19 protein-coding genes and 1 pseudogene are annotated in these 22,308 nt (G+C 69.5%); 8 read left to right on the top strand and 12 right to left on the bottom strand.

Annotation, left to right across the window (positions count from 1 at the left end; all coding sequences use genetic code 11):
- The 3 genes from ON31_RS20960 to ispG form a co-directional block, all read right to left on the bottom strand.
- Window positions 1-1,791, bottom strand: a complete 1,791-nt coding sequence (locus tag ON31_RS20960; protein ID WP_039816058.1) for a penicillin-binding transpeptidase domain-containing protein — start codon at window positions 1,789-1,791, stop codon at window positions 1-3.
- A gap of 93 nt (window positions 1,792-1,884) precedes the next feature.
- Entirely contained in the window at window positions 1,885-2,748 is an 864-nt protein-coding gene (locus ON31_RS20965) for a GNAT family N-acetyltransferase (protein ID WP_244961307.1), read from the bottom strand.
- A gap of 73 nt (window positions 2,749-2,821) precedes the next feature.
- Window positions 2,822-3,955: a flavodoxin-dependent (E)-4-hydroxy-3-methylbut-2-enyl-diphosphate synthase gene (gene ispG, locus ON31_RS20970; protein WP_228808073.1), complete on the bottom strand. Its 1,134-nt coding sequence runs from the start codon at window positions 3,953-3,955 to the stop codon at window positions 2,822-2,824.
- Between the two features lie 238 nt (window positions 3,956-4,193).
- On the opposite strand from ispG, the gene ON31_RS20975 reads away from it, so the two are divergent.
- Complete coding sequence (locus ON31_RS20975; protein WP_255222190.1) at window positions 4,194-4,877, top strand: endonuclease V; 684 nt, start codon at window positions 4,194-4,196, stop codon at window positions 4,875-4,877.
- 15 nt (window positions 4,878-4,892) lie between these two features.
- Here ON31_RS20975 and ON31_RS20980 read toward each other — a convergent pair whose 3' ends face one another.
- From ON31_RS20980 to dxr, 3 genes are read right to left on the bottom strand one after another with little or no spacing between them, the layout of a single operon-like run.
- On the bottom strand, window positions 4,893-5,645 hold the full coding sequence (locus ON31_RS20980; protein WP_039816061.1) for an AAA family ATPase: 753 nt from the start codon (window positions 5,643-5,645) through the stop codon (window positions 4,893-4,895).
- A 35-nt stretch (window positions 5,646-5,680) separates the two neighbouring features.
- Window positions 5,681-6,883 (bottom strand): M50 family metallopeptidase, encoded by a 1,203-nt coding sequence (locus ON31_RS20985; protein ID WP_039816063.1) that lies wholly within the window; start codon window positions 6,881-6,883, stop codon window positions 5,681-5,683.
- A gap of 20 nt (window positions 6,884-6,903) precedes the next feature.
- Window positions 6,904-8,043, bottom strand: coding sequence for a 1-deoxy-D-xylulose-5-phosphate reductoisomerase (gene dxr / locus ON31_RS20990; RefSeq protein WP_039816065.1), 1,140 nt, complete (start codon window positions 8,041-8,043; stop codon window positions 6,904-6,906).
- Window positions 8,044-8,171: 128 nt separating this feature from the next.
- Here dxr and ON31_RS20995 point away from each other — a divergent pair, with 128 nt between their 5' ends.
- Window positions 8,172-8,456: a DUF2631 domain-containing protein gene (locus ON31_RS20995; protein ID WP_039816066.1), complete on the top strand. Its 285-nt coding sequence runs from the start codon at window positions 8,172-8,174 to the stop codon at window positions 8,454-8,456.
- Window positions 8,457-8,530: 74 nt separating this feature from the next.
- On the opposite strand, the gene ON31_RS21000 is transcribed toward ON31_RS20995, so the two are convergent.
- Together ON31_RS21000 and ON31_RS21005 are read right to left on the bottom strand one after the other, a co-directional pair.
- Window positions 8,531-9,262, bottom strand: coding sequence for a DUF8020 domain-containing protein (locus ON31_RS21000; RefSeq protein ID WP_051037549.1), 732 nt, complete (start codon window positions 9,260-9,262; stop codon window positions 8,531-8,533).
- Window positions 9,263-9,535: 273 nt separating this feature from the next.
- Window positions 9,536-10,255, bottom strand: a complete 720-nt coding sequence (locus tag ON31_RS21005) for a LysR family substrate-binding domain-containing protein (protein ID WP_039816068.1) — start codon at window positions 10,253-10,255, stop codon at window positions 9,536-9,538.
- Window positions 10,256-10,315: 60 nt separating this feature from the next.
- On the opposite strand from ON31_RS21005, the gene ON31_RS21010 reads away from it, so the two are divergent.
- Window positions 10,316-10,738: a DUF5997 family protein gene (locus tag ON31_RS21010; RefSeq protein WP_063821545.1), complete on the top strand. Its 423-nt coding sequence runs from the start codon at window positions 10,316-10,318 to the stop codon at window positions 10,736-10,738.
- A 108-nt stretch (window positions 10,739-10,846) separates the two neighbouring features.
- On the opposite strand, the gene ON31_RS36835 is transcribed toward ON31_RS21010, so the two are convergent.
- Genes ON31_RS36835 through ON31_RS21025 form a run of 3 tightly spaced genes read right to left on the bottom strand, consistent with a single transcriptional unit; the run spans window position 10,847 to window position 13,406 of the window.
- Window positions 10,847-11,977, bottom strand: a complete 1,131-nt coding sequence (locus tag ON31_RS36835; RefSeq protein WP_039816070.1) for a hypothetical protein — start codon at window positions 11,975-11,977, stop codon at window positions 10,847-10,849.
- A 60-nt stretch (window positions 11,978-12,037) separates the two neighbouring features.
- On the bottom strand, window positions 12,038-12,346 hold the full coding sequence (locus ON31_RS21020) for an NmrA family NAD(P)-binding protein (protein WP_039816072.1): 309 nt from the start codon (window positions 12,344-12,346) through the stop codon (window positions 12,038-12,040).
- Window positions 12,347-12,356: 10 nt separating this feature from the next.
- On the bottom strand, window positions 12,357-13,406 hold the full coding sequence (locus ON31_RS21025) for a saccharopine dehydrogenase NADP-binding domain-containing protein (protein ID WP_373283004.1): 1,050 nt from the start codon (window positions 13,404-13,406) through the stop codon (window positions 12,357-12,359).
- Here ON31_RS21025 and ON31_RS38590 point away from each other — a divergent pair.
- The 5 genes and pseudogenes from ON31_RS38590 to ON31_RS21045 all read left to right on the top strand — a co-directional run.
- Window positions 13,394-13,510: pseudogene (locus ON31_RS38590) on the top strand (TetR family transcriptional regulator); the annotation flags it as partial. The gene ON31_RS21025 and the pseudogene ON31_RS38590 sit on opposite strands and share 13 nt — an antisense overlap.
- A gap of 33 nt (window positions 13,511-13,543) precedes the next feature.
- Complete coding sequence (locus tag ON31_RS21030; protein ID WP_051037551.1) at window positions 13,544-13,936, top strand: TetR family C-terminal domain-containing protein; 393 nt, start codon at window positions 13,544-13,546, stop codon at window positions 13,934-13,936.
- A gap of 359 nt (window positions 13,937-14,295) precedes the next feature.
- Window positions 14,296-14,904 (top strand): hypothetical protein, encoded by a 609-nt coding sequence (locus ON31_RS21035; protein WP_039816073.1) that lies wholly within the window; start codon window positions 14,296-14,298, stop codon window positions 14,902-14,904.
- Complete coding sequence (locus tag ON31_RS21040) at window positions 14,901-17,996, top strand: ATP-binding protein (RefSeq protein ID WP_039816074.1); 3,096 nt, start codon at window positions 14,901-14,903, stop codon at window positions 17,994-17,996. The genes ON31_RS21035 and ON31_RS21040 overlap by 4 nt, the downstream gene beginning before the upstream one ends.
- A 124-nt stretch (window positions 17,997-18,120) precedes the next feature.
- A complete protein-coding gene (locus tag ON31_RS21045) occupies window positions 18,121-18,705 on the top strand; it encodes a YdeI/OmpD-associated family protein (protein WP_039816322.1) in 585 nt (194 codons plus the stop codon).
- 89 nt (window positions 18,706-18,794) lie between these two features.
- Here ON31_RS21045 and ON31_RS21050 read toward each other — a convergent pair whose 3' ends face one another.
- A complete protein-coding gene (locus tag ON31_RS21050) occupies window positions 18,795-22,253 on the bottom strand; it encodes a serine/threonine-protein kinase (protein ID WP_039816324.1) in 3,459 nt (1,152 codons plus the stop codon).
- Between the last annotated feature and the right edge of the window lie 55 nt (window positions 22,254-22,308).

The following is a 22,308-nucleotide window of genomic DNA, read 5'->3' on the forward strand; positions in this document are numbered from 1 at the left end:
TCAATAACCCGGTGGCAGCGCTGTCAGCATCTCCCTGGTTACCGCCACGGCATTGTCCGAGCTGCCCGCTTTGACGAGCAGCGTCGCCCAGGCCATATCCCCGCGGTAACCGATGAACCACGAATGTGAGCCGCCCTCCACCTCGGCCTCACCCGTCTTCCCGTACACCTCACCCTGATCGGCGATGCGTTCCGCGGTACCGCCCGTGACGACCTGGCGCATCATCCGCCGCAATCCCGCCACCACCTCCGGATCGATGGGTGGCCGCTGCCCGTCGACGGTGGTCTTGTTCCCGGAGATCAGATACGGCACCGGGGCCGAACCGTGCGCGATGGTGGCGGCCGCGAGGGCCATGCCGAACGGGCTCACCACCACCTTGCCCTGGCCGATGCCGTCCTCCGCGCGCTGCACCATGTCCTGCGACTCCGGCACCTGACCGGAGATCGTCGGCAGGCCGACCACCGTGTAATCCGGTCCGATACCCAGCTGCGCCGCCGCCGACCGCAGGGCGTCTGCGGGCAGGCGGCTGGCCAGCTTGGCGAAGGAGGTGTTGCAGGAGCGCTCGTAGGCGGTGGCCATGGGTACATCACCGACGGTGAAGAGGTTGTAGTTCGGAATGGTGCGCTCGCCGATGATGATTCGGCTCGGACAGGGCAGCACGGTATCGGGCGTCGCCAGTCCGGTGTTCATGGCCGCGGCGGCGGTGACCGTCTTGAAGGTCGAACCGGGCGGATAGAAACCGGAGGTGGCCACCGGACCGTCCCGATCGGCCTCCCGGTTCTGCGCCACCGCGAGAATCGCACCGGTGGACGGCTGCAACACCACCATCATGGCCTGCTCCCGGCGCGCGTCCACGGCACGCTGCGCGGCGAGCTGCACGAAACGGTCCAGACTCAGCGAGAAGGACGGCGCGGGCTGCGGACGCACCTCGGTGAGCAGGCCGGTGTCCACGCCATTGCGATTGCGGGTGACCACACTCCAACCCGCCCGGCCGTTCACATCGTCGATAATGCTCTTGCGCACCTGAGAGAGCAGGTCGGGGGCGAAATCGCGATCGGTGGCGACCATATCCCACTGCCGGGACACCGTGACCCCGGGCAGACCGAGCAGATTCGCGCCCACCAGGTTGTACTCCCATTCGGTGAGCACCTCGACCGGATACACCCCGCCGTCGGCCTTGCGCGCCGCCTTCAGAATCCCGTCGCCGGTGAGTTTGGGCAGGATCGGATTCAGCGCGGCGGCAATGGCATCGGCGACATAGGCGGGATCGCGGGCCTGCGCCGGGGTGAAGACGATGCGGTGCACGGTGCCGGGGATCAGCACGTCGCTGCCGGAGCGTTCGTTCACGCGGGCCTGCGGAGCGGGGATGGAACGCAGTTCCAGGGTCTGGGTATCGCCCAGGCGCGGATGGATATTCGACGAGGTCCAGCGCACCGTCCAACGGCCCTCGCTGCGGCCCAGCTGCAACTGGCCGTCGTAGGTCCAGGTGCGGTCGCGGGGCAGCCGCCACGCGTAGGTGTAGTCGACGGTGGCGGTGTCACCGGAGACGCGGGTGTCGCCGGTGGTCACCTCGAGCCCCTCGGCCTGTAGCTTCTCCCAGGCGGAAGCCAATGCCGGGCCTGCCTTTTCGGGCAGGTTGGTGAGTTCGGCGGCGGCGGTCACTTCATGGCGGGCGAAGGCGTCGAAGAACGCCTCGGCGGTGGTCACCGGACGCTGTCGGGCGGTGGAGCATCCGACCGCGGCGAGCGTCACCGCCGCGGCGACGAGCAGGGTCAGCAGTCGCGTCGACATCGGCACCGAGGGTAGAGGTAACCACCCGCAAACCGGCGGTGACACACTGCACCCGAACGGATTTCGCCGGACACGTCACACCGCGGCGCGCGGTCAGTCCAGCAGCACTGTCGCGAATGTAGCGATTTGTCGGAATCCGACGGTGGCGTAGGCGCGCCGGGCGACCTCGTTGTAACAGTTCACGTACAGGCTCGCGGTCCGCCCCGAGGCCACCACCGCATTGGCCACCGCCGCCGTCCCCGCGGTGCCCACGCCCGCGCCCCGCCGCTCCGGATGCACCCAGACGCCCTGGATCTGGCCGGTGCGCCGGGACAGCGAACCCACCTCGGCCTTGTAGACCACCTCACCGTCCTCGAAACGCGCCCACGCCCGTCCGGATTCGATGAGACCGGCGACACGGCGGCGATAGCTGCGGCCGCCGTCCCCCGCGCGCGGATCGACCCCGATCTCCTCGGTGAACATGGCGATGGCGGCCACCAGGTAGCGGTCCAGCTCCTCGGGCCGCACCCGCCGCACCCGTAGATCCGGCGCGGCGCTCGCGGTGCGATCCAGGGCCAGCAGAGGCTGTTCGGCGCGCAGTTCCCGCGCTGGACCCCAGCGCTGCGCCAGCAACTCCCACAGCGGCAGCGCCAGCTCCCGGCGGCCCACGATGGACGAACAGATGCGGGGGCCGCGGACCGCACGGTCGGCGAAGGCCCGCAGATCATCGGGGGCGCCGCGCAGGGGCACCAGATTCGCCCCGGAGAAGCACAGCGAATTCCCCGGTCCGCCGCGGCTCCACAGCTCCCCGTAGCCGCCCCGGGTATCCAGGCCGTATTCCTGGAGCCGGGCAGCCACCATGCAGCTCGCCACCGGATCGGTGTCGAGCACGCGCAATACCTGCGTCAGATCGCGGTTTGCGAGTTGACGGACACCGGAGACCTTGGTCCGGCGAGTCGGCTCCAGCACACTCCGCACGTTCACAGCCTGCCACGAGTTGTGAAAATGCGCCCCACGTATGCCGAAAGCCTCAGCGTCTGCCCAGGTCCGCTCAGCTGACGCTGACCACCGGCTCGCCCGCACCGGCGGCATCGCCCATCTGTTCGGCCAACCGCATGGCCTCCTCGATGAGCGTTTCGACGATGAGGTGTTCGGGCACCGTCTTGATGACCTCGCCCTTGACGAAGATCTGCCCCTTGCCGTTGCCGGAGGCCACACCCAGGTCGGCCTCGCGGGCCTCACCCGGGCCGTTGACGACGCAGCCCATGACGGCGACGCGCAGCGGCACCTCCATGCCCTCGAGCCCGGCGGTGACCTCGTTGGCCAGGGTGTAGACGTCCACCTGCGCGCGACCGCAGGACGGACAGGACACGATCTCGAGCTTGCGGGGGCGCAGGTTCAGCGATTGCAGGATCTGGTTGCCGACCTTCACCTCCTCCACCGGTGGAGCGGACAGGGAGACGCGGATGGTGTCCCCGATGCCCTGGGATAGCAGTGCGCCGAAGGCGGTGGCGGACTTGATGGTGCCCTGGAAGGCGGGACCGGCCTCGGTCACGCCCAGATGCAGCGGGTAGTCGCACTGCGCGGCCAGCTGGCGGTACGCCTCCACCATGATCACCGGGTCGTTGTGCTTGACCGAGATCTTGATGTCGCCGAAGCCGTGTTCCTCGAACAGGCTCGCCTCCCACAGCGCCGACTCCACCAGCGCTTCCGGGGTGGCCTTGCCGTACTTGGCCATCATGCGCTTGTCGAGCGAGCCCGCGTTCACGCCGATGCGGATGGGGATGCCGGCGGCTCCGGCCGCCGCCGCGACCTCCTTGACGCGGCCGTCGAACTCCTTGATGTTGCCGGGGTTCACCCGCACCGCGGCACAGCCCGCGTCGATGGCGGCGAAAATGTACTTCGGCTGGAAGTGGATATCGGCGATAACCGGAATGGGGGACTTCTTCGCGATGGCGGCGAGGGCGTCGGCGTCCTCCTGCCGCGGGCATGCCACGCGCACGATATCGCAGCCGGACGCGGTCAGCTCCGCGATCTGCTGCAGGGTGGCATTGACGTCATGGGTCCGTGTGGTGGTCATGGACTGCACCGAGACGGGGAATTCGCTACCCACCCCCACTTTGCCCACCATCAGCTGGCGGGTCTTGCGCCGGGGCGCGAGGGTCGCCGCCGGTGCGGACGGCATCCCCAATGCGATGGCACTGCTCACGATCGGCTGCCTACTTTCGTGTTGCGATCTTGTCCTCACCCGTTCCGGTTCCGAGTCTAACGACGTCGGGTTACCGGCCGCCCTGTGACAGCGGCGACAAGCGTAGCCTGCGCCGACGCCTGCCCTGGAAGCGGTGTTGCCCTGCGGTCACTTGCAGCCGCATACAGTAAGTATTCGATTCTCGAGGGCGAAAGGTAACCCGGCGGAAGTGAAAGTGCAGATTCCTGATTCGTGGCCGGTCACCCCGGATGAGGCCATCGCCCTCCAAGACCGTCTCCGGCCGCTGGTGATCACGGAAAACCCTGCGCCACCGCACTTCCGGACGATCGCCGGACTCGACTCCGCCTACGACGACGACGGCAATGTGGTGGCCGTCGCGGTGGTCCTGGACGCCGCCACGCTGGAGACGGTCGACACCGCCACCGCCGTCGGGACCACCGATTTCCCCTATGTCCCGGGCCTGTTGGCCTTCCGCGAACTCCCCACCACCCTCGCTGCCCTCGAAAAGCTCTCCACCACACCGGATCTGATCGTCTGCGATAGCCAGGGCCTGGCCCACCCCCGCCGCTTCGGCCTGGCCTGCCACCTGGGCCTGATGGCGGACCTGCCCACCATCGGCGTGGCCAAGAACGCCTGGGGCGACTACGCCGAACCCGCCCCCGAACGCGGCGGCACCGGCGAGATCACCATCGACGGCGAACCGGTCGGCCGCGCCCTGCGCACCCGCACCGGCGTCAAACCGGTCTTCGTCTCGGTCGGCCATCGCATCGACCTGGACACCGCCTGCGCCCAGGTGCTGGCCCTCACCCCCGAATTCCGCCAGCCCGAGACCACCCGCCGTGCCGACCGGCTCTGCCGCCGCCTGCTGCGCGAGCTCTCGGCCACCGAAACAGCGTGAGCGCCCCGGCCCGGCCTACCGCGGCTTCAGCAGGTGCTCGAGATAGCGCTCCGGAGCGGCGAGAAAGTCCCTGGTCATGCGTACCGGCAGCGCGTCGTCGTAGCCGACGGTCTCGATGCCGTCGGCATCATCCAATTCGTAGATGGTGGCGCCCGGCAGCGCCAGCAGAATCGGCGAATGGGTCGCCACCACGATCTGACACCGCTGCGCGACCAGGTCCGACAGCAGCGCCAGCACGGCCAGGCAGCCACGGGGCGACAGCGCCGCCTCCGGCTCGTCCAGCAGATAGAGCCCGTCGGGGTGGAATCGGTGGGTGATGAGGTCGACGAACGATTCGCCGTGTGAGCGTTCGTGCGGTGATCTGCCGCCCATGACGGCGAGCTGTTCCGGCCCCAGCCGTTCGGTTTCGGTGGCCACGTTGTAATACGACTCGGCGCGCAGGAAGAACCTGCTGCGCGGCTTCCGGGTGCCCCACCGCAGCACCAGGTGGTCACCGAGTTCCGACTCCGACGCGCGAGTGGCGAACCGGTAGTTCTGGCTGCCGCCCTCCGCGTTCATCCCGGCCGCCACCGCGATGGCCTCGATGAGCGTCGACTTGCCACTGCCGTTCTCACCGACGAGAAAGGTCACGGTCGGTGAGAGCGCCAGCGCGCCGACCCGATCGAGATGCCGCACCACCGGCAGATCGAAGGGGTACCCCGCCGGACGCGGCGTCGGAGCCGGTACCACCTCGCGGATGAAACCGCCCGCTCCGAATCCGCTGCGCACACCCGATGGTAACCAGCCCGACCCGTCGGCTTCCGCTACGGGAACAGCGTGATCGGATTGACGATGTCGGCGGCCAGCGTGAGCAGCATGTACGCGCCGCCGAGCACCACCACCACATAGGTGGCGGGCATGAGCTTCAGGTAGTCGACCGGTGCGCCGTCGGGCAGGCCGCGACGATTGCGGAAGAGGTTGCGGATCTTCTCGTAGGCGACCACCGCCATGTGGCCGCCGTCGAGCGGCAGCAGCGGCAGCAGGTTGAAGACGCCGAGGAAGAAGTTCAGGCTGGCCAGAACCAGGATGAACATGCCCCAGTAGCCGCGTTCGGCGGTCTCACCGCCGATGCGGCTGGCGCCGTAGACGCTGACCGGGGTCTCCGGATCACGCTCGCCACCGCTGACGGCATCCACCAGGGCGCCGACCTTGGCGGGCAGTTTGGCCAGCGATTCCACGGTCTTCACACCGAGTTCGCCGGTGAAGGCCGCGGCGGCGGGGAAAGCACCGGGCAGGCTGTACTCGACCGGCGGACCCGCGGTGGCCTGGCCGACACCGATCTTCGAGACGGTCTCGGACCGGCCGTCCTTGTCGTAGACCGTCACCCGCTCCGGGGTGATGGGAATGGTGAGGGTCCGACCGTCCCGCTCGACCGTGTAGGTGAACTCACCGGTCTGCTTCTCGGTCAAGGCGCGGAAGTCGTTCCAGGTCTCGACGGGGGTGCCGTCGACCGCGGTGACCAGATCCCCGGGCTGCAATCCGGCGCGCTGGGCGGGGCCGTCGCCGGTGCACTCCTGACGGGTGCCGTCGGGTGCGTAGCTCGCCACGCAGCCCATCGCGCCCAACTGGGTTTCCGGCGGCTGCGTCAGATGCGGCAGGCCCCAGCCCACCGCCAGCACCACGATGAGCAGGTAGCCGAGCAGGAAGTTCATCATGATGCCGCCGGACATGACGAACAGGCGCTTCCAGGTGGCCTGCCGGTACATGGCCCGGTCCAGGTCCTCGGGCTCCAACTCGTCGAGGGCGGTCATGCCCGCGATATCGCAGAAGCCGCCCAGGGGCAGCGCCTTCAGGCCGTACTCGGTCTCGCCGCGGCGGAAGGAGAACACCTTGGGACCGAAGCCGATGAAGTAGCGCCGCACCTTCATCCCGGTGGCCTGCGCCGCCCACATGTGGCCGCATTCGTGCAGGGCAACCGAGAAGGTGATACCGAGCGCGAACAGTGCGAAGCCGATCGCGAACACCATGCGGTCTCGAATCCTCCTAGCTAGTTGCGCACGAAGGCGCGGGCACAGTCACGCGCCCACGTATCCGCCGCGAGCACCTCGTCCAAGGTACTGGGTTCCGCGGACCAGCGGTCGGCGGACTCGACGACCCGCGCCACCGTGCGCACGATGTCGGGAAATCGGATCACGCCGTCGAGGAACGCCTCGACCGCGATCTCGTTGGCGGCGTTGTAGACCGCGGTCACGCAGCCGCCCGCCTTACCCGCCCGGCGGGCGAGTTCGACCGCCGGGAACACCGTATTGTCCACCGGCTCGAAGGTCCAGGTCGCCGCCTGGGAGAAGTCGCAGGCCGTCGCCGCGCCCGGCACCCGGTCGGGCCAGCCCAGCGCCAACGCGATGGGCAGCCGCATATCCGGCGGGCTGGCCTGGGCCAGGGTGGAGCCGTCGGTGAAGGTGACCATGGAGTGCACGATGGACTGCGGGTGCACGGTCACGTCGATGCGGTCGTAGTCGATGCCGAACAGCAGATGCGTCTCGATGAGTTCGAGCCCCTTGTTGACCAGGCTCGCCGAATTCAGGGTGTTCATCAGCCCCATGGACCAGGTCGGATGCGCCTTGGCCGCGGCGGGGTCGACCGACTCCAGCATGTCGGTGGTCCAGCCGCGGAAGGGACCGCCCGATGCGGTGAGCACCAGTCGCTCGACCTCCTCGGCCCGGCCGCCGCGCAGGCACTGGGCCAGGGCGGAATGCTCCGAGTCGACCGGCACGATCTGTCCGGGCGCGGCCGCCCGGGTGACCAGCGAGCCACCCGCCACCAGGGATTCCTTATTCGCCAAGGCCAGCCGTCGACCCGATTCGAGGGTGGCGAGGGTCGGCTCCAGCCCGAGCGAGCCGACCAGCGCATTGAGCACCACATCGGCGTCGGTGTCGCGCACCAGCTGCGCCGCCGCGTGCGGACCGGCCAGCGGCACACCGAGTTTCGCGGCCGCGGCGGGATCGGCGACCGCCACGTTGCCGGTACCGGTGGCGGCGATCTGGCTGGCCAGCAGTTCGGTGTTGCCGCCGCGCGCGGCCAGGCCCACCACTTCGAATCGATCCGGATTGGCGGCGATCACCTCGAGCGCCTGTGTGCCAATGGAACCGGTGCTGCCCAGCAGCAGGACTTTCACAACGTCGGACACGCGTTCATTGTCTCCCGAATCGAATCCGGCCGATCCCCCGGCCGCGTCACCGCCACCCTGCTGGCTACGACGCATGGTCGTATGCCACCATATTGGCCAGCAATCAATCGAGCCATCAAGGAGCGAAAGTGGCCGCCACGGAACTGGAACCCACCCACAGCGCCGGTGTCGTCACCAAGGTCGATCCGGCCGAGGTTCCTTCCGCCGCCTGGGGTTGGAGCGGCGAGTCGAAGCGCACCTTCCGCATCGCGGGCTGGGTTGTCGTCGTCATTCTGCTCGGCATGCTGTTCGAGGGCCCGCAGGGCGCCTCGTCGGGTTCGGGCAATGTCGGTTACCTGTTCACCATCGGCTTCGCCGCGCTGCTCGCGTTCGTGCTGATTCGCGACTCGATCATTTCCCGCAAGCCGCGGTAACCGCCACGCACAGCGTGAATCGGGCCGGGTCGCCACGCGCGACCCGGCCCGATTCACGGTATTGCCCGGAAGAACTACTGGTTCTCGGGGGCGTTGATGCGGTTGTGGAAACCGATGCCCACGATGATGGCGGCGGGCACACCGGTCAGCACCAGCCCGGCGGCCGCACCCAGCGGAATGCCGATGGCCGCACCCGCGAGGCACCCGGCGATACCGGTCGCGCCGCCCAGGTCCAGCACCGGGATGCCCAGCACCAGGCCGCCGATGCCGCCGATGGCGCAGCCCGCGCCGCCGCCGACGATGGTGCCCACCAGGGTGCCGATCGAGGTGATGATGCCGAACTGGGTGGCGGCGGCGGAGACGGCGTCGTCGAACGCCTCCTGCTTGACGACCGGCTTGACCATACCCACCGGGCGGGCGTCGGCGGCGTCCTTGCTCGGGGTCAGGGTGGCGCGCAGGCCGTCGACCGCGGCGTCGATCGGGTACTGCAGATCGTCGAGCGTGTAGCTCAGCGGGAACGCGGTGACGATGTTGCCCGCGTTGTCGCGCACCGCGAACTGGCCGTTGTCGGTGGTCAGGGACCCGGCGGAGGTCTCCAGCACGATGGAGTCACCCTCCAGGTGGGTGCTCCAGTTGATGGCGGGCAGCACCGAATTCACACCCTGGTTGATGCCGTCCAGCAGCGAGGGGATGACGCCCGGGGCGGGCGCGGGGGCCGGGGCCGGCTCCGCGTAGGAGGTGCCGGTGGCGATGCCGAGTGCCGCGATGACCAGGGCCGAGGTTGCGGCGACCTTCGTGAACTTCATATGTGTGCGTCGCTTTCGAAACAGCGTTTCGCGCATCCAACTTCTGGAGCGCGGGTCCTCGGTGAGCACCCGTGGTCAAGTGTCCAGCAGATTGTTGCTGAAAAGTAACTTAGAAAGTGCTGAATGTTAGGAAAGTGTCAACGGAACCAGACCGCAGGTATGAAAAGTCCCGTAGTGGGCCAACTTTCGGCATTCAAGAGAAGGGGCATGATCTACGTCACAGAACCCTCGAAATCGGACAAAAGCGGTATAGCTCACAGGCTATAAGCGCAGCTAGCGGCCCCTGCGCCGACCGTTACGCCCACCCGCGGTACGCCCCCGTCCGGCTCCCGCGCGCTGCCCGGCAGCCGGGCGGCCACTCCCCTGCTTCTGCGGCTTCTGCGTCGACCGCTTCGACTGCTCCCCGGTTGCCTCACGTCCGGACGGCGATCGGGAGCTGCGCTCGGTCCGGCCGCGCACGATGCCGACGAATTCCTCGGTGGTGTCCGACGTCGCCTCGATCGGCCAGGCCAGCGCGATCTGGGTGTCGGGCGCGTCGGTGACCGTCCGGAACACCACATCCCGGCGGTGATGCAGACGGGCGATGGAATGCGGCACGATGGCGACCCCGACATTGGCGGCCACCAGTTCGATGGCACCGACGGCGGCATCCAGATCGGCGGTGTCCTGCACGCGCTCGTCGGCCAGGTCGGCGGTGCTCACCTCGTCGTAGACCGAGATGGGGTGATCCTTGGGCACCACCACGACCGGCACCTCACGGTAGAGCGGGATGGCGTGCATACCCTCCCGGTCGATGGGCAGCCGCACGAAGCACATGTCGACGCGTCCGGACCGCAGCGCCTCGTCCTGCTCCCCCTGGGCGACGACGACCAGTTCCAAGCGCTGTCCGGGAAACCGCTCGCCCCACTTGCGCTCCCATTTGGTGGGCGTGACACCGGGAACGAACCCGACCCGCAGCGCAGGGGCGTCGGCGGACGCGTCGTCGTTGGTCATTCCCGAAAGCGTACTGAACCGCCGGATCGGCCCCGCCGACCCGCCCGATAGGCTTGGTCGGTGAGCCCGGACCAGAATTCGCAACTGATGAAGCCGCTGACGGCGGCCGACAAACTCGGCGTCTACCTCCCCGCCACGCCGGAGGAGTTCCGCGGCACTCCGATCTCCCGCGCCCAACTCGACGAACTGCGCGAGAACCCGCCGCAGTGGCTGACCGACCTGCGCGCCAACGGCCCGTTCCCCCGCGACATCACCGCCCGCAAACTCGGCATCACCAACAGCGGCCTGAGCCGCGCCGAGGTCGCCGACGCGCTGACCGCCGCCGAGATAGCGGAACTGCTGGCGGATCCGCCGGACTGGCTGGTGCGCGAACGCGCGAACGCCGAGCAGGTGCGCGCCGAGGCGCAGCGGGTGAAGTCCCAGCGCGAGGAGCGCCGGGCCACCGGCAACCGACCCCGGCGCGACCGCGGAACAGGCTGGTAGACCGCCCGCTCCCGGTGCGGCCGATCAGGGTCCCGGTGCGGCCGATCAGGGTCCCGGTGCGGCCGATCAGGGTCCCGGTGCGGCCGATCAGGGTCCCGGTGCGGCCGATCAGGCTCCCGGCGGACCGGAGTACGGGCTACCCGCAGTGGGCGGGGTACCGGATCCGGCGTACGGTGTCCTCGGCTGTCCGGGATACGGCGCTCCCGGCTGGCCCGAATGCAGCGCTCCCGGCTGGCCCGGGTACGGCGCTCCCGATGGGCCGGGATACGGATTCGCCGGTTGCCCGGGGTACGGCCCTCCCGGCTGTCCGGGATACGGCATCCCCGCTGAACCGGCGTACGGTGCGTATCCGGCGGGGGCCGGACGGAAGTACGCCGTGGACTGCTTGTTCCACAGCAGGATCACCGCGGCGAGGCCGACGCACCACAGCACCACGCTGAACATGGTGGATACCACCGTGGTGCGCGCCTCCGGCATGAAGATGCCGATCAGGGCGAACAGCATCGACGCCGTGTAGAGGCCGAACAGGACCGTGGCCGTGACGCGGGCCCAGTTCTTCCCGGCCCGGTTGGCGAAGGCCATCCACACCCACAGCCCCACCGAGATCAGCGAGAACACCACGCCGACCCCGAACGAGACCGCCACCAGCGTGTCCAGCTCACTCTGGGTGAACACGCCCTCCGTGGTTTCGGCCATCTCCTCGCGCAGCGACGGCAGTTGCAGAAAGCCGACCAGCGTACTGAGAACGGTCAGCACCGCCCCGGCCAGCATGAGGTAGTAGGCGTTCTGCACCGGACGCGGCGGCCCCGGCGACGTGACCGCGGCGTCCGGATACGGCTGGTACGCGGCCGGATACGGCGGTGCGGCGGACTGGTGCGCGGGCGCGGCCGGGTACGACGATGGCATGCCGGGGTACTCCGCGTATCCCGCCGAGGAGGACGGCGGCGCGGCGGAGTAGGACGGTGGCGTCGCCAGGTGTTGAGTGGGGGCGTCGCCGGGCGGCGGGTACGCGCCGCCGGGCGGTGTGGACAGGTACTGCGTGGGCGGGTCGACGGGCAGCCGGTTCCCATCGGCCTGCGGACTCGCACTCGCCCACGGGTTCGCGGCGGCGTCCGGGCCCGCATCAGCGGACGGCGGTGCGGCGTGATCGTCCGCGGCCGCCGCCGAATTCCACGGCTGCTCCGGATACGGCGGGCGTAGGTCCGGGTGCTGGTTCGGCTGCGATTGTTCGCTGGTCACGGGCTCTCCCCCTGCGGTCGGTGTCCGCCGCAGCATATCCCGGGCCGGGTGGCGGAGCGGTCAGGCGTCGAGGCGGTGGGCCACGTGCTCGCGCAGCGTGAGCGGTGGTCGGCCGCCGATATCCGCGATGGCCTCGGTGACGCGGTAGAGCTGGTGGCCGGATCCGATGGCGGCGAACACGGTGGTGATCTCGCGGAGATCGCCCACGGCGACCTCCGCGCCCAGCTCCCGGAGTTCGGCGGCGCGAGCGTCGTCGGCGCGCACGAAGGCGCGGACCGGCCGATCGGCACGACGCAGTGCCGCGACGACCCGGCGACCGGTGGAGCCCTGGGTACCGCCGGCCGCGCCGGTGACGAGTATCGGTTCCATGCCGTCCTCCTCAGGATCCGGTCGGCAGGTCGACCGTGAACGCGTCCCGATCGGCCAGTGCGCCGAGGAATTCCGGCGCGTCGAAGGCTTCACCCGGGCTGACGACGCCACTCTTCACCGCGCCCCCGGTGACCCGGACAGCGGCCTCCACGGAGGCGAGCGCACCCGCCCGCCAGAGATCACGTCCTCGCAGCGTGCCGGACGCCGATCCCGACGCGCCGAGAACCTGTGCGGCAATGGTGAATTCGCTGTCGGCGCGGTCGGCGGAATCGAGGTGTTCGCTGGCGAACGCCTGTTCCTCCTCGAAGGTGCGGGCGGTGAGCTGCGCTTCCACCGAACGCACGGAGGTGTGCCGGGGCACGGTGAACGCCTCCGGGAACGGGACCGGCGCGATGACGGTGCGCGGTCCGACGGGTGGCGGGAAGGCGAAGACCGCATTGCGCGGTTCCACGAATCCGATGCGCAGTTCCCCGTTCTCGAATCCGACGCGCTCGGTGTCGGCGAACAGCAGCCGTGCCGTATTCACCGCTCCCGTGGTCATCTTCCAGTTGGTCACCGCGTACGCCACGGTGATGCGGTCGATGTCGGCGACCCCGCGCGCCACCGCACCGGCGAGCAGGTCGCCGAGGCCGCCGTAGAAGCTGAGACTCGGGATCATGGTGATCCCGGCGCGCTGCGCGGTCTCGGCGAGGGTGTCGTACAGCTGCCGCACCGGGTGCACCTCGACGGAATGGTCGATGTAGTGGCAGCCCGCCTCGGCCGCGGCCCGCGCGACCGGCATGCCGGTGACGGCGAACGGGCCCGCGCAGTTGATGATCACATCGGCGGTATCGGCAAGTGCGCGTAGCGATTCGGCGTCGTCCACGGCGGCGGTGTGCGTTGCGACCGAGCCCGGCGTTCCGATCGAATCCAGGGCGGCCAGTTTGTCGGGATCGCGGCCGGACGCGATGACGTCCTTGCCGCGGGAGAGGAGTTCGGCGGTGACCAGTCGGCCGCCGCACCCAAGCCGAACGGTCGGACACCACCACCGGCAAACTCGTCGCAGCCGCCCGAAACCTATTCGGGCACAATGGCTACGCCGCCACCTCCATTGCCGCCATCGCCACCGCGGCCGGTGTCACCAAGGGTGCGGCCTATCACCATTTCACCGATAAGCAGGCCCTCTTCCGCGCCGCGTTCATCGCCGAACAGGAATGGATGGCGGCCGAACTGGAGCAGGTCGCCGCCGCCGCTCCCGACTCCTGGACCGCCCTGCTGACCGGCTGCCGCACCTTCCTCGAACGCAGCCTGGAGCCACGCTTCCGCCGCATCGTGGTACTCGACGGCCCCGCCGTACTCGGCTGGGACACCGTGCGCGAGATCGAATCCGACCACACTCTGCGCGTACTCACCGGCGGACTGGCCCTGGCGACCGCCGAGGGCGAGCTATCCCCCGGCGACCTCCAGATCCGCCGCCATCTCGTCTTCGGCGCGCTCTGCGAGGGCGGAATGATGCTGGCGCGCACCGAGGACCCGACCGCGGCCCTGCCACTCGTCGTCGCCGAGGCGAGCCGACTGCTCGCGGGACTGCGGCACGACCAGCAGCCGTGACCAACGGCGCGTCGGCGTAATTTCAAGCAGACCAGTATGTTTCGACTCGGCCGACGATCCGACGAATGCGGGCAATTCGCGCGGAAACTTCTGCGCTCGACTCCTCGATGGCTACAGTGTGGTACTCGAAGGTGCGGGAGGCTCGTGGCGCGGGAGGGGTTCGATGCTCGATGCGCGGCCGACCCGCGTCCCGCCGAGCGGTCGGCGCGGCGGCCGGGCCACACCGAGGCCCGCACGGTTCCCGCACGCGCACAGTCGATTCGGTCCGCACTCGAATTCGGCACCGGTCGCCCACGCCTTCGCCACCGGTCACTCGCGCACCACGATCGGGTAATGAACCTAGAAGAACAGGATCGACCATGACCGATGACCGGTTGACACTGAGTGAGCGCTGCGTGCTGCTCGTGCTGATGGCCGAGGCGCGCGAGCTGACCAATGCCGAATTGTCGTCGGTCGCGGGCATCAAGCTCGACGGCCGCTACCGGCGCCACCTCAATGATCTCGGTCTGGTGAGCAGCGCCCTGGTCGGGCGGGCGTACGTGCACGAGCTGACCGACAAGGGCGCGGTGTGGTGCGCCGAGGAATTGGCGCGGCAGCGACCCGCCCGGTCCGGATGCGCCGGTGGGGCGCTCTATGCCGTACTGGCGGGACTGCGGCGGTATCTCGACGACAGCGGGCAGGTGCTCGCCGACGTCTTCCGCCCCGATGTGCCGGGTCGGGTGGAGTCGGCGTACGCCGATCTGAGCCGGGGCGGCGGCACGCCGGTGCGGCTGGCCGCGCTGCGGGAACGGCTCGCGGAACTGCCGCGCGGCGAGGTCGACCGGGCGCTGGAACTGCTGGCCCGGCGGCCACACGTGCACGTGCGCGCGGAAGCGGACCAGAAGACGCTGACCGCGGCCGATCACGCGGCCGCCGTGGTGCTGGGCGGTACCCCGCGACATCTGCTCACCATCGAGGCGGCACGGTGAACGAGGAACAGCGGCACGCCCTGGCCTCGATCCAGTTCAGCAGCGTACTCGGACCCGATCAGGTGTGGAGCCCGCTGAGCTACCACGTCGACGGCCTGCACTCCGCATCGGTCGAGGTGCTGACCCATGCGGTGCGCGCCGCCCGGAACCGGCCCCGCAGCATGCCCACCGGTCTGGTCCTCAGCGGTGAGAAGGGTGTCGGCAAGACCCATATGCTCGGCTGGCTGCGCCGCCACGTGCAGGATCAGGGCGGCGCGTTCTTCATGCCCAAGCTCATCGATGGCGAATCCTTCTGGGCGGGCGCGGTGCATGGGATCGTCACCCAGCTGCGCGGCTCCGACGGCGGCCAGCTGGGCCGGATGCTGACCGCACTGGCCGAATCGACCGGCTGCGGTCCCGAACTGGGCATGCGGCTGCGCGGCACCATGCCGGTGAGCCGTGGCGATCTGGACGAATTCCTCGACCGCGTCGAGGATCTCGACGCGCAGGTGGCTGCCCAGTGCCGCGATACCCTGCGCGCCCTGGTGCTCTACCAGGCCCGCAGGAATCTCGGTGAGATCGGCCTGAGCTTCCTCACCCTGCCGGAGGGCATCGACGAATCCGACCGGGCCACCTGGGGTTTCCGCCGCCGCGAGCGGGTGCCGCAGCTGGTGTTCGGCGATATGTGCCGGCTGTTCGCCCTCACCGGCCCGGTCGTGCTGGCCATCGATCAGATCGACAGCCTCATCGCCCAGTCCGGGCGGGGCGATGCGGACCAGCTCGCCAACCGGCTCGCCGACGGGCTGATGCGGATGCGTGAGGAAACCGTTCGGACCCTGATCGTCGCCGCCTGTATCCCCAAATCCTGGGAGCTGCTCACCGCCCGCGCGGTGAACTCCGCCGCGGACCGGTTCACGGTGCTCGAACTCTCCACGGCCATGCCCTCCGAGGCGGTTGCCACCGCCATCGTGGAACGCCATCTCGGCAGCCTGTACGCCGATATCGGATTCGAGCCGCCGTATCCGACCTGGCCGGTGCTGCCGGGTGCGTTCGATGATCCCGAGGTCGCCATGTACACCCCGCGCCGCCTGCTCCAGCGGGTGGAGGAACACGTGCGCGGCTGCCTGGCCGCGAATACCATCGGCGAACTCGCCTCGTTCGGGCTGGCCGTACCGGCGGCCGACCCCACCCGGGCGATTCCCGCGGCCGGCGGCTCGACGACGCTCGACGAACGCTTCGCCCGGCTGCGCGCCGGCGCGGACGTGGCGGGACCGTTGGATCCCACACGCGAGGACGACCTGATGTTCTCGCTGCTGAATTCGGCGCTGGCCTGCTACGTGCTGGAACAGCCGGGCGGGGGGCAGCAGCTGACGGTCGATCCGCCCACCCTGGTGCGGCCCGCCCTGCACGCGCGGCTGCGGCGCACCCTCGACGAGGCCAGCGAGGACGAGGAGCACTGGAGTTTCCGGGCCATCGCCCACGGGCACGCGCGCGCGGTCCTGACCCGACTGCGCTCGGCGTGTCTGGAGGCCGGTATCGGACCACGGGCCCGCAAGCGGCATCTCGTGATCGTGCGGAACACCCCGTACTCGTCCGGTCCGGCCACCCGGGCCGCCTTGGCCGAACTGGAAGCGGCACAGGGGCTCTCGTTGAACATCGACGAGGAGGACCTACGCACCTTCAGCGCGCTGCACACCATGTACGGCGAGGCCGGCCCGGAGTTCCACGGCTGGTTGACGACTCGGCGGCCGGCCAGCGAATCACGGTTGTTCAGGCGCGTTCTCGCCGATGCCGTCACGGAGGCCCTCGAACCGCCCGCCACCGTCGAACAGGCCGCCCCGCCACCGGCGGTCACCGAGCCGAATGCACCCCACGACGCCGAGCGGCCCATGCTCACCGTGGGCCGCCAGGTGGACACCGGTGCGGCCTTCCAGGTTCCGCTGCACCAATTGCGCAAGCACACCGCGGTTTTCGCGGGCAGCGGTTCGGGCAAGACCGTCCTGCTGCGACGGCTGGTGGAGGAGGCCGCGCTGCACGGCGTGTCCTCCATCCTGATCGACACCAACAACGATCTGGCCCGGCTGGGCGACAGCTGGCCCGCCGCACCGGATGCGTGGGGGCGTGCGGACGCGGAGCTGGCCGAGCGGTACTTCAGCGATACCGAGGTGATCGTCTGGACGCCCCGGCGGGAAGCGGGACGACCACTCGCCCTGAATCCGCTGCCCGACTTCGGCGATGTGCTGGACGACCCCGACGAGTTCCGCACCGCCATCGACGCCTCGGTCGCGGGGCTGCTCCCCCGCACCGGACTGACGGCGGCGAAGCTGCGCACCGGCACCGCGGTACTGACCGAGGCGCTGACCCATTTCGCGCGCGAGCGCGGCACCGAACTGAACGCGTTCGTGGAACTGCTCGCCGCTCTGCCGGAGGGCGTCAGTTCCATCCGGAACGCGGCCCGGCTGGCATCGGGAATGGCCGACGAACTCAACGCCGCCATGATCAACGATCCGGTGTTCGGCGGCGACGGTGAACGGCTCGATCCCGGCACCCTGCTCACCCCGGCCCCCGGACGGCGCGCCCGCATCTCCGTGATCAGCTGTATCGGCCTGCCCACCACCGAGCAGCGCCAGACCTTCGTCAACCAGTTGGAGTTGGCCCTGTTCGCCTGGATCAAACGGCATCCGGCGGGCGACCGTCCGCTCGGCGGCCTGCTGGTCCTCGACGAAGCCCAGACCTTCGCGCCGTCTCGCGGTACGACGGCCTCCACCGCCAGCACCCTCCAACTCGCCACGCAGGCACGCAAGTACGGCCTCGGCATGGTCTACGCCACCCAGGCCCCGAAGGCGCTGCACAACCTGGTCACCGGCAATGCCGCGACCCAGTTCATCGGCCTGCTCAACGCCTCGGTGCAGATCCAGGCAGCGCAGGAACTGGCCCGGGCCAAGGGCGGGCGCGTGGACGACATCGCCCGGCTGCCCGCGGGCCGCTTCTACGGCGCGGGCGAGGGCTCCGCCTTCCGCAAGATCACCACCCCGATGTGCCTGAGCCACCATCCGCCCAGCGCCCTCACCGAGGAGGAGGTCCTGGCCCGGGCCCGCCGCGAACCGCGCTGAGCCCCGCGCCGCACATGTGCGCCGATATCCGGCGCGGCACCGATTCCCGCGTATAAGTGCTCACTCGATGAGCACTTATACGCGGAGGATGGTTCTCGACACCGATCGAGAAGGAGGCGTGAAGATGACGACCGTCGTCGCGCGCAATGCGGCCGAATGGCGCGCCTGGCTGGCCGAACACAGCCACACGACCACCGAGGCGTGGCTGGTGATCCGGCACATCGGTTGCGGCATTCCCAGTGTGCGCATGCACGAGGCCATGGAGCAGGCGCTGTGTTTCGGCTGGATCGACAGCGTGCACCGCACCTACGACGCGGACAGTTCGATACTGCGATTCACCCCGAGGGGCCCGCGCAGCAGCTGGAGCAAGGTCAACCGGGACCGCGCCGCGCGCCTGATCGAGCAGGGGCTGATGACCGAGCGAGGTCGAGCGGTCATCGAGCGTGCGCGCACCGAAGGAACCTGGCAGCCGCTGCCGGATGCGGCCGCCACCGCCATCCCCACCGACCTGCGATGCCCGCTGGAGCGCAACGCCGTGGCCGACGAGAACTTCCGCCGCTTTCCACCGTCCTCGAAACGGCTGATCCTGGAATGGATCGCCAGCGCGAAACGCCCCGAGACCCGGGCTCGGCGCATTGCGCGCACGGTGGAACTCGCCGCCCGCAACCAACGCGCCAATCATCCCGGTGTGCGCATCGCCGACGACTGAGCGCGCTCACCGGTGGGCGGGGCCACGGGTCCCGGCCGTCCCGGGCGCCGCGCATCCCGCCGCGCCACCCTGAGACTCGAACGTTCGGGCTAGATCGTCTGTGCGGCTTCGGCTTCCACCAGCGACCGCAGGAATCCGTCCGGCACCTCGGGCCATTCCGGCCGCCATCGACCGGCGAGCCGATCCGCGTGCAGGGCGGCGAGCGTCGCCACCACATGCGGCCCGCCGTCGAGGATGTAGCGCACCGACCCGTGCTCCGCGCACTGCGCGCACACCGTCGCCAGCAATGCCTTCGCCGCCTCGGTGCGTCCGGTGGCGGCCAGGCAGGCGACGAGCATGCGCCGCGCCTTGAGCAGTTCCCGGGGCCGGTGCACGGATTCGAGGCGATCCACCCACTCCCGCGCCCAGACATGGGCGAGTTCGGCACGGGCGGGCGAGGATTCGGACAGGAGCAGTCGAATCGCGGTGAATTCCTCGTAGAGCACCGTGAATTCGTCGATCTCGTCGACTGGTTGGCGACGGTGCTCGTAGTCGACCACCGGCAGCGCCCCGAAGTCGGGATGCGCGGGCAGGCCGAGCCGCAGCCGCTCGTTCTCCACCTCCGCGCGTAGTCGCGGCAGCGACATCGAATGCGCTACGCGCGCACCGTCGTTCAACCGGCGAACGGCGGCGGCGCGGTCACCGCGCAGTGCCTTGATCCGGGCCCCGACCACGTAGCGGGCCAGTTTGAAGTCGACGACCCCCGCGTCCGGCCCCAGTTTGTAGCCCTCGTCCAGCAGCCGTTCCGCCTCGCCGATCTCCCCGCGCTCGTACAGCAGTTCACCGAGCAGCGATCCGGCCAGCCGGGCACCGTAGGAGTGGCTCCCACCGGACTGCTTCGCCACCTGCAGCGCGGCCCGGAAATAGTGTTCGGCCCGTTCGATATCGAGTTGCAGACTGGCCGCCAGACCGAGGAAGCACAGGCCGTGCACCTTGTTGTAGAACCCCTTGTTGCGGCGCATGTACGGTGCCGCCCAGTCCTGGATGCGCACCGCCTCGTCGAAGTCGTAGCGGTAGGCCGCCGCGAAACAGGCCACATTGGCACCGATCGCCACCACATAGGGCGATAGTTCGTCGGCGCGCGCGAAGCACGGTGCCAGCAATTCCTCCACCCCGGTCAGCACATCCCCGCGCACGGTCACGACCGCGTGCACCACCCCGGCCTCGGCGCGCAGCAGTGCGGTGGCGTCGGGGTCCAGGCCGTCGCGGTCGAAGGTCGATTCCGCCAGACGCAGTGCGCGTTCCGCGGCGTCGGCGCGGTGCAGCAGGATATTCGCCCACGCCAGATCGAGTTGCAGCCGGGGATGCGATTCGATGACCGCGGGGGGCAGTTTGTTCACCAGGCCGATGAGGCTGGCCATCTGCCCGTACTCGAGCAGTGACATGCCGTCGCGTTCCACGATGTCGACGGCGCCGGTCTCGTCCCCGGCCAGCAGCGCGTGATCCACCGCCTCGCTGACGTGCCGGTACTCGGCGAACCAGCGCGAGGCCGTCCGATGCAGCCGGTCGATGCGTTCGGGCAGATCATGTTCGAGCCGCTGCCGCAGAAAATCCCGGAACAGATGGTGGTATTGGAACCAGCGCCCGCCGTCGAGACGGCGCAGGAACAGGTCCTGCTGTTCGATCCGCTCCAGCAGCGCGTGCCCGTCGGTAACCCCGGTGAGCGCGGTCGCCAGATCGCCACAGACGCGTTCGGTGATCGAGGTCGCCACCATGAAGTCCAGCGTCTCGGGTTCCAGCGTGTCGAGCACGTTCTCGGCCAGGAACGCGCCGATGGCGTGGTGGCGGCCGGTCAGCTGGGCGATGAGGCGTCCCGGTTCGTCGCTGCCGCGCAGCGACAGTGCCGCCAGTTGCAGGGCCGCGACCCAGCCGCCGGTGGATTCGGTGAGATCCTCCACATCGCCGCGCTCCAGGTCCAGCCCACCCAGCCGCACCAGCAGGTCGTAGGCTTCATCGGAGTCGAAACGCAGGGCGGCGGGGCCGATTTCGACCAGTTCGTGACGGGCCCGCATGGTGCTCATGGGCAGCCCGGTCTGGCTGCGGCTGGTCACCACGAGGTGCAGGACGGGGCTGGAGCCTTCGATCAGGAAGCGCAGTGCGGCAACGGTGTCGGGGTCGGCGACGCGGTGCCAGTCGTCGATCACCACGGTCAGCTGCTCACCGCGCCGGTCGATATCGTTGATGAGCTCGGTCAGCACGAAACGTCCGGCCTCGTCGCCGTGTTCCTCGAGCAGTTCGCCGAGTTCGCGCGCCAGCGCGGGCCGGACCGCGCGCACGGCCTCGATGAGGTGCGAGAGGAACCACACCACATTGTCGTCGTCACTGTCGACGGTCAGCCATGCCACCGACCCGCCCTCGGCACGCACGGCCGCGCACCACTGCGCGGCCACGGTGGTCTTGCCGAAGCCGGTGGGGCCGTGGATCACCGCGAGCCTGCGGTCGCATCCGTGCCGGAGCGGTGCGAGCAGACGGGGGCGTTCGACCAGCGGCCGGGTGCGTTCCGGCGGACGCAGCCGGGTGGCGGGTACCGGCGGGGTGGTGCGGGTGGTGGTGCGGCGGCGGCCGGTCGGGGTGGTGGCGGGGCGCGGAGCGATCGAGTCCGCGGCGGGGATGGGCAGCGGCATCTCGTCGGGTGCGAGCCCGAGCCGGAGCTGAACCTCGCGCAGCGCCGCCCCGAAATCCGCTGCGCTGGGGTAGCGCTCACCGCGATCGCGGGCCATGGCGGTTTCGATCACGCCGATCAGGTCGGGCGGAAGGCCGGCGTCACCGAGGTCCGGCAGCGGCTGCCGGGTGATCCGCACGAACTGAGCGACCAACTGTTCACCGTTGCGGCGTTCGAACACCGCGTGCCCGGTACCCGCGCAGAACAGGGTCGAGGCCAGGCTGTACACGTCGGCCGTGGCATCCGGCACCTGCCCCTGTAGCACCTCGGGCGCGGTGTAGGCGGGCGATCCCGTGATGGTGCCCGCCGTCGTCTCGAAACCGCCTGTCAGCCGGGCGATTCCGAAATCGGCCAGTTGCGGCTCGCCGTATTCGGTGAGCAGGATATTGCCGGGCTTCACATCCCGGTGCAGCAGACCGCGCCGGTGCGCGGTCTCCAGCGCACCCGCGATCTTCACCCCGATACGCAGCACATCCGGCCATTCGAGCGGTCCGTGCTGGTGGATCCGCGCATCCAGCGACCCGTGCCCGTGGTACGGCATCACGATGTAGGGCCGCCCCGTCGCGGTGGACCCCACCTCGAACACGGTGACGATATTCGGATGCCCCGACAGCTTCCCCATGGCGAGCTGTTCCCGCACGAACCGTTCGAGCGCCTCGGAGTCCAGATCCGCCGTCAACACCTTGATCGCGACGGTCCGATCCAACGCGGCCTGAAAACACCGATACACCACCCCGAACCCGCCCCGCCCGATCTCCCGAGCCGCACTGAACCCGCCCGCCTCGAGCTCCGCCGCGAACCCTGCGCTCAGGTCGCGTTGCGTGGTGTGCGGATCGATATGCGCCACGACGACCTCGATACGAAACGTGCCAGTTACCACGAGCATATGCCTGTCGAGGTAT

It is taken from the genome of Nocardia otitidiscaviarum NBRC 14405 (assembly GCF_000308635.1).
Taxonomy (GTDB): Bacteria; Actinomycetota; Actinomycetes; order Mycobacteriales; family Mycobacteriaceae; genus Nocardia; species Nocardia otitidiscaviarum.

Bases quoted from the DNA above. Each gene is read 5' to 3' on its own strand.
- ON31_RS21000 (WP_051037549.1), bottom strand. From the start codon at position 9,262: ATGAAGTTCACGAAGGTCGCCGCAACCTCGGCCCTGGTCATCGCGGCA.
- ON31_RS21030 (WP_051037551.1), top strand. From the start codon at position 13,544: ATGGCGGCCGAACTGGAGCAGGTCGCCGCCGCCGCTCCCGACTCCTGG.
- ON31_RS21035 (WP_039816073.1), top strand. From the start codon at position 14,296: ATGACCGATGACCGGTTGACACTGAGTGAGCGCTGCGTGCTGCTCGTG.
- ON31_RS21045 (WP_039816322.1), top strand. From the start codon at position 18,121: ATGACGACCGTCGTCGCGCGCAATGCGGCCGAATGGCGCGCCTGGCTG.
- ON31_RS20985 (WP_039816063.1), bottom strand. From the start codon at position 6,883: ATGGTGTTCGCGATCGGCTTCGCACTGTTCGCGCTCGGTATCACCTTC.
- ON31_RS20960 (WP_039816058.1), bottom strand. From the start codon at position 1,791: ATGTCGACGCGACTGCTGACCCTGCTCGTCGCCGCGGCGGTGACGCTC.
- ON31_RS21020 (WP_039816072.1), bottom strand. From the start codon at position 12,346: ATGGAACCGATACTCGTCACCGGCGCGGCCGGCGGTACCCAGGGCTCC.
- ON31_RS21005 (WP_039816068.1), bottom strand. From the start codon at position 10,255: ATGACCAACGACGACGCGTCCGCCGACGCCCCTGCGCTGCGGGTCGGG.
- ispG (WP_228808073.1), bottom strand. From the start codon at position 3,955: ATGCCGTCCGCACCGGCGGCGACCCTCGCGCCCCGGCGCAAGACCCGC.